A 6,544-nucleotide genomic window follows, 5' to 3' on the forward strand; every position below is an offset into this window, starting at 1 on the left:
GTATCTGGTGACGCACCCCTCCCTGTACCGGGTGTTGCAGGAAGCGCAGTTTGTGGACCCGGAGATCTACCACGAATATTACGAAACCTTCGCCCGCGGTTACGCCGAGATGCTGGACGCCGCTACCCGCAAAGGCGAAATCCGTACCGGCGACAACCAGCACCGGGCCTGGGCCCTGATGGGACTGTCCCATTTTCTGGGGGTGAAGTATTCCTTGTGGGATCAGCGCCAGGGTGAAGACGCCTTCGACGACATCGTGGAAACCATGAGCGACCTGTTCCGCAACGGCCTGTCACTGGGTGGGAGAGAGCGCGGATGAAGCAGGTGAACTATCGTCTTGAGAACGGCATTGGCCGACTCACACTGAACCGGCCAGAGCGCCACAACGCGCTGGTGCCGGAACTGCTCGCGGACCTGCGGGAGGCTCTCGCCTGCTGCCGTGAGGATATGCCGCCGGTACTGATCATTGACGCGGCGGGCAAATCCTTCTCCACCGGCGGCGATGTCGCCGGGTTCTTCGACACCCCCCGGGAACATCGCCACGACTACGCTGCAGCCGTGGTGGGTGAACTGAACCGCACCATTATTGATCTGCTGGCGCTGCCGGTTCCCACAATTGTGGCCGTCCATGGCCTGGTGACCGGCGGCTCACTGGGCCTGGTGCTGGCCTGTGACATTGCGGTGCTTGGCCCCAAAGCCAGCTTTGCGCCCTGGTACACGGTGGTGGGCTACAGTCCCGACGGCGGCTGGACCGCCCTCCTGCCGGAGCGTATTGGTCGTGCCCGCGCCCTGGATATTCAGCTCACCAACCGCACGCTGAAAGCCGAAGAAGCCCATCAGTCCGGACTCGGCCAGTACCTTGCGGCGGCAGGCGAGGAACTGGCTACCGCCTGGTCCCTGGCCAACCAGATCCGTACCCGCCAGCCCGGCAGCGTTGCTCGCACTCTGCAACTGGGACGCCCGGACATGAGTCGGGTAAAACCTGCCCTTGACCTGGAATACCGGCAGTTTCTCGAACAGATCGTGACCACCGAGGCGGACAAAGGCATGGCAGCCTTTCTGGGGAGACAGGCATGAACCATTTCGATCTGCTGGCCCACCGTGCCAGGATCACTCCGCACCGCCCCGCGCTGGAAGATATCGACAGCAATATCCGCTACAACTATCGGGAGCTCAACGAACAGGCGGCCCGCTTTGCCGCAGCTGCTACTGCAATCTGGGGACTGAAACCCGGTGACCGCATTGCCTGGCTCGGGCACAGCCGCGCTGATTTCTTTGCCATGCTGTTCGGCTGCGCCAAGGCCGGCCTCATCATGGTGCCACTGAACTGGCGTCTGGCACAGCCGGAACTGGAAGTGCTGATGGGTGACTGCACCCCCTCGGCACTGATCTACGGGGAAGAGTTCCTCGAGTCAGCCCGACAATTACACAGCTCAGGCCACGCACCTCTGACCATTGCCTTTGACGAAGCACAAACCGGTGACCGCAGCTATCGCGACGATCTTGCCAGTGTGGAACCACAACTGACGCCGCACCCGGAGCGGGACCCGGACACGCCCTGGTATCTGCTGTACACCTCCGGCACCACGGGACGGCCGAAGGGCGTGATCCAGACCTTCCGGATGATGATGGCCAACTATCTGAACATTGGCCTGGCGGTGGAGCTTAACGGCCGCGATGTGCTGCTCAATGTACTGCCGCTGTTCCATACCGCTGGCATCAACCTATACTCCTCGGCGGTGCTGATGACCGGTGGCTGCGTGCTGGTGGTTCGTGGCTTCGAGCCGGATCAGACCCTGGCCTTGCTGGAACAACGGGCAACGGTGTTTTTCGGAGTACCTGCGGTTTACCAGGCCCTGCTGGAGCACCCCGGTTTCGATGGCCGGCGCCTGAGCAAGGTCCGCTCCTGGGGCTGTGGCGGGGCTGCCCTCTCGCTGCCGGTAGCGCGAAGCTTCGCCGACGCCGGCATTCTGGTTCGTACCGGTATGGGCATGACCGAGACCGGACCCACGGTGTTTCTGATGGACGAAGCGGACGTGCTGAGCAAGATTGGTTCGGTAGGTCGCCCACAACTGCTTGCGGAGGTACGCATTGTGGACGCCAATGGCATCGACCTGGCCACGGGTGAAGCCGGCGAACTGCTGATCCGCGGCCCCGGCGTAACCCCCGGTTACTGGAACCGGCCCGATGCCACCCGCGATGCCTTCAACCAGGACGGCTGGCTGCACAGCGGCGATGTTGCCCGCTGCGATGAAGACGGTTGCTACTTCATCGTCGACCGCTGGAAAGACATGTTCATTTCCGGGGGCGAAAACGTCTATCCGGCCGAGGTTGAGCGGGTATTGCTGGAGCACCCGGACATTGCCGAGGTGGCGGTGATTGGCATACCCGATGAACGCTGGGGCGAGGTGGGGCAGGCTTACCTTGTACCCCGGTCGGAACAGGCAGAAACCCTGAATGACGTTGCCCTCAGCCAGTTCTGCCGTGAGCGGCTGGCCGGTTATAAGGTACCCAAAGCCTTTGTACTTACCGATGGCCTGCCCCGCAATGCCCTGGGCAAGGTCACCAAACAGGCCTTGCGCCAGCCCACAAACGCGGAAGGAAACCGATGAACAGACCTGCCGATGCCCTGTCAGACAGCCCCTGCGAGCAGGTTTTCATGCTCAGCCAGGAGGACTTCAATCGCTTCGCCCGGCTCAGCGGTGACCATAACCCGATTCATACCGACCCCGAATTCTCGGCCCGCACCAGTTTTGGTCGTACCGTGTCCCACGGCATGTTGCTGTTCAGTGCCTTGCGGGGACTGCTGGCCCAATGCTATCCCGGCGCCCGGCTCAGCGGTCAGTCACTGATGTTTCCGGCCCCCGCTTTCGCCAATGAAGCTCTGGAACTGACCGTGACACAACGCGCCCGCACCGGCCAGCACCTGACTCTGGAAGCAAGCATTCTGAGACCTGATGGTGAATGCTGCCTGCAGGGCCAGTGCGAACTGACCTTACCGGAGGAAACCCTGTGACCCGCCTTCCCCGCTTCTCACAACTGACTGAAGGCCAGAGTGCCGAACTGAAGGCACAGTTCAGCGCCGCAGACGTTGCCGACTGGTGTGACCTGGTGGCACTGAACGAGTCCTGGTCAGGGGTACCGGAACCTCTGATAGCCGGTCTGTTTTCCTGCCTGCTGGGGGAACAGCTGCCAGGGCACGGCACCAACTACCTGAAACAGACCATGAGCTTTCCCGAGCTGGCGGAGGTGGATGAACCTCTGCTCGCCAAAGTAACCGTGAGCCGCCTCAGACCCGACAAGGCTCTGGTCAATCTGACCACAATATGTACCGGTCGCAATAACCGGATGATCTGCGAGGGCGAGGCCCTGGTGAAGTTTCAGCACTGACAAATTGCCCGCAGACGCGGGCCTGACACCGATACCGTTTTATCGAGATAAACAGGGGTCGCCAGCCGCGCCCCGGAGCCACGCCTATGAGCGATCTGAATGCGAACCTGAGGGCCTGGCTGGACCAGCTCAACCCGATGGTCGCCGAGCAAAAACAGAAAGGCATTGAAGCCACCCCCCAAATGGTCAGGGACAGCCTGGCCGGGCTGACCGCTGCCTTTGTTACGCAATACCCGGAAATTCCGGGCGTTCGCGATATAGAGGTAGTCCTGACCGGTCGCACCATACCGCTGCGGCTCTATGATCCCGAACCCGGCAACGCCAAGCCCGTACTGTTGTTTTTCCATGGCGGTGGCCACATGGCGGGCAGTGTTGAGGTTTATGACCCTATCGCCCGCAAACTGGCTCACAGCACCGGCTGGCTTGTTGTATCGGTGGACTACCGCTTGTCGCCAGAAACCCCCTACCCGGGCGGACTGGATGACTGCATGGACATCACCCGACGCATCTGGCAAATACTCGCTGATGAAGGCCAGTCCATTGTCCCTCGCCTGGCCCTGGCCGGAGATTCCGGCGGCGGCACCTATGCCGCCGCAGTCAGCCGCGCCCTGGCAGACCAGCCCGATCTGCACATCGAAAAGCAGGTACTGATCTACCCGAGCCTGGACTACACCCTGGAATCCCCCTCGATCCACAGCTTTGGTGAAGGCCACTTGCTGGAAGAGCATCGCATCCGATGGTATTTCGATCACTACTTCCGGAATGACGAGAACCGCCGGCAGGCCTCTCCCCTGCACCAGAGCCTGGCCCGCAGAATGCCGGACACCCTGATAATCACCGCAGGATATTGTCCCCTGCATGACGAGGGCGTTGCCTACGGGCAGAAACTGCAGGCCGCCGGCCAGCCTTGCACCTTGCAGGACTACCCGGACATGATTCACGCCTATCTGAACCTTGAAAACCTGGCGCCTGAGGCCTGTGCGGATACCTATCAGCGGATTGCGGATTTTTTGAAGACTGAAGACTGATGCTGTCTCGTTCGCCCTGACCCTGAGCTTGCCGAAGGGTCAGGGCGAACGAAAAATGACAATATCATCAAAACCAGATCGGCCGTGGGGTGGGGTGTTTTTTCTGTCGGGAAAAGGTGTCTGAGCGAAGCGAGTTCTTTTCCCAGAAGAAAAAATACACCGCCTCGCGGCCAGCCACCGGTCAGTGAATTCCAGGAAAACAAAAAAGGCCGGCCACTTTCGTGGCCGGCCTTTTTCATTCCTGAACTGCGCTAACCGAAGTTTTCCGGCAGGAACAGCACGATAGCCGGGAAGGCAATCAGCAGGAACAAAACGAAGAAGTCCATGATCAGGAACCAGAAGATGCCCCGGAACACCGCCCCGGTTGAGGCCAGATTGCCCACCACGCTCTTGATCACAAACACGTTCATGCCGATGGGCGGGGTAATCATCCCGATCTCCAGCAGCTTGGTCAGTACAATGCCGAACCACAGCAGGCTCAGGCCAACGCTGTCGATGATCGGCAGCACAATAGGCAGCGTCAGCAGCATGGCGCCGATGGGCTCCAGGAACATGCCCAGCAGCACATAGATCAGCACGATGGCAATCAGGATCATCACCACGCCGGCGTCCATACCGATAATGGCAGACGACAGGTAGTCGCCGGCACCGGACAGGGCCAGGAAACGGGTCAGCAGGCTGGCACCCACGGCGATGATGATCAGCGCACCGGTGGTCAGCAGGGTTTCCACGATGGCGTTCTTGAACCGCTCCCAGGTCAGACTGCCTTTGATACCGGCAACCACCAGGGACAGGAAAGCGCCGACCGCACCGGCCTCGGTCGGAGTGAACACACCACCAAACAGGCCACCGAAGATACCGAACATGATCAGAATTACCGGCCAGGTATCTTTCAAGGCGAGGAACTTATCTCGCAGCGGAATTTTTTCGTTGGTATCCGGAGCCAGCGACGGGTTGAGCTTGACCCGGATCAGGATCACCACGATGTAACCGATGGCGGTCAGGATACCGGCGGCAATACCCCCGAGAAACAGTCCGGTGATGGACTGCTGGGCGATGATGCCATACAGGATCATGATAATGGACGGCGGAATCAACGCACCAATGGTACCGGCAACGGCAACGGTGCCGGTGGCCAGTTCAGGGTGATACTTGTGCTTGATCATTTCCGGTACCGCAATCCGGCCCATGGCCGCAGAGCAGGCCACGGACGAACCGGAGACTGCCGCAAAGCCGGCGGAACCAAAGACAGCGGCGATGGCAAGACCACCCGGCACCCCGGACAGCCACATTCGTGCGGCCCGGAACATGCCCTGGGTCAGCTGGGTGTGATAACAGACGAAACCCAGCAACAGGAACATGGGCACCGAGCTCAGTACCCAGTTGGCGGCGAACTGGTAGGGGATAATCCCCAGAGAACCCCAGGCCACGTTCCAGCCCATCAGGTACCAGAGTCCGCAGAAGGATACCCCGATCAGCGAAACGCCGATGGGAATCCGGAAACCAATCAGAAAAATCAGTATGCCGAGGCCCGACAGGCCAATTTGGACGTCACTCATTCTTGTTGTCTCTCAATGGTCGGTTGGCGGGCGATATCAGACTTCCGGAGGAAGCTCATCGGCTTTGGCGCGCTCGGTATCCAGACCGGACTCGAGTCCGAACAGGCTGACAATGAGCTTGTAGGCAACCACCAGCACCATCAGTGCGCAACCCAGGGGCAGCACATAGTAGGTGATCCAGATGGGAATATCGGAGTTACCCTGCACCACGGACGCACCCATGGCGTACTTGCGGCTGGCCTCTTCGAGGGAGCGCCAGGACAGCATGGTAAAGATGACTCCGGAGCACAGCAGCGCCAGTCGCTGGAGATTATCCTGAATCCACTGGGGCATCAGTTCAGTGATCACTTCCACCGAGATATGAGCGTCCTTCTGTTCCGCAAAGGCCAGCGGAATGAACGCCGCGATCCCCATGTAGTAGTAGGAAACAATCGTGATGGTGCCCGGGATGGGTGAGTTGAAAATATAACGCCCGGCCACGTCGGCGGTGATATGAAACATCATCAGGGCGATGGCAAGACCGCCGATGATGGTCATCACGTTCGTGATATGGGCGAGTATGCGGCC

At 60.2% G+C, this 6,544-nt stretch carries 8 protein-coding genes; 6 read left to right on the forward strand and 2 right to left on the reverse strand.

What is annotated here, in order from left to right; translation table 11 throughout:
• From AAC035_RS17080 to AAC035_RS17105, 6 genes are all read left to right on the forward strand, one after another.
• Positions 1-319 (forward strand): hypothetical protein (locus tag AAC035_RS17080; RefSeq protein WP_339806276.1); only part of this gene is annotated, 319 nt, incomplete at its 5' end.
• A complete protein-coding gene (locus tag AAC035_RS17085) occupies positions 316-1,077 on the forward strand; it encodes an enoyl-CoA hydratase/isomerase family protein (RefSeq protein WP_339806278.1) in 762 nt (253 codons plus the stop codon). The genes AAC035_RS17080 and AAC035_RS17085, both read left to right, overlap by 4 nt.
• A complete protein-coding gene (locus tag AAC035_RS17090; protein ID WP_339806281.1) occupies positions 1,074-2,612 on the forward strand; it encodes a long-chain fatty acid--CoA ligase in 1,539 nt (512 codons plus the stop codon). Before AAC035_RS17085 ends, AAC035_RS17090 begins: the two co-directional genes overlap by 4 nt.
• Positions 2,609-3,016: a MaoC/PaaZ C-terminal domain-containing protein gene (locus tag AAC035_RS17095; RefSeq protein WP_339806284.1), complete on the forward strand. Its 408-nt coding sequence runs from the start codon at positions 2,609-2,611 to the stop codon at positions 3,014-3,016. Before AAC035_RS17090 ends, AAC035_RS17095 begins: the two co-directional genes overlap by 4 nt.
• On the forward strand, positions 3,013-3,390 hold the full coding sequence (locus tag AAC035_RS17100) for a hypothetical protein (RefSeq protein WP_339806286.1): 378 nt from the start codon (positions 3,013-3,015) through the stop codon (positions 3,388-3,390). The genes AAC035_RS17095 and AAC035_RS17100 overlap by 4 nt, the downstream gene beginning before the upstream one ends.
• Positions 3,391-3,476: 86 nt before the next feature.
• On the forward strand, positions 3,477-4,418 hold the full coding sequence (locus AAC035_RS17105) for an alpha/beta hydrolase (RefSeq protein ID WP_339806288.1): 942 nt from the start codon (positions 3,477-3,479) through the stop codon (positions 4,416-4,418).
• Between the two features lie 251 nt (positions 4,419-4,669).
• Here AAC035_RS17105 and AAC035_RS17110 read toward each other — a convergent pair whose 3' ends face one another.
• Positions 4,670-5,977 carry a TRAP transporter large permease gene (locus AAC035_RS17110; protein WP_339806290.1) on the reverse strand — a complete coding sequence of 436 codons (1,308 nt, stop codon included), beginning with the start codon at positions 5,975-5,977 and terminating at the stop codon, positions 4,670-4,672.
• 36 nt (positions 5,978-6,013) lie between these two features.
• On the reverse strand, positions 6,014-6,544 hold a 531-nt coding region (locus AAC035_RS17115; RefSeq protein ID WP_339806292.1), incomplete at its 5' end, for a TRAP transporter small permease.

Source organism: uncultured Marinobacter sp. (assembly GCF_963974375.1).
Classification (GTDB): Bacteria; Pseudomonadota; Gammaproteobacteria; order Pseudomonadales; family Oleiphilaceae; genus Marinobacter.

Bases quoted from the DNA above. Each gene is read 5' to 3' on its own strand.
- AAC035_RS17085 (WP_339806278.1), top strand. From the start codon at position 316: ATGAAGCAGGTGAACTATCGTCTTGAGAACGGCATTGGCCGACTCACA.
- AAC035_RS17090 (WP_339806281.1), top strand. From the start codon at position 1,074: ATGAACCATTTCGATCTGCTGGCCCACCGTGCCAGGATCACTCCGCAC.
- AAC035_RS17095 (WP_339806284.1), top strand. From the start codon at position 2,609: ATGAACAGACCTGCCGATGCCCTGTCAGACAGCCCCTGCGAGCAGGTT.
- AAC035_RS17105 (WP_339806288.1), top strand. From the start codon at position 3,477: ATGAGCGATCTGAATGCGAACCTGAGGGCCTGGCTGGACCAGCTCAAC.
- AAC035_RS17110 (WP_339806290.1), bottom strand. From the start codon at position 5,977: ATGAGTGACGTCCAAATTGGCCTGTCGGGCCTCGGCATACTGATTTTT.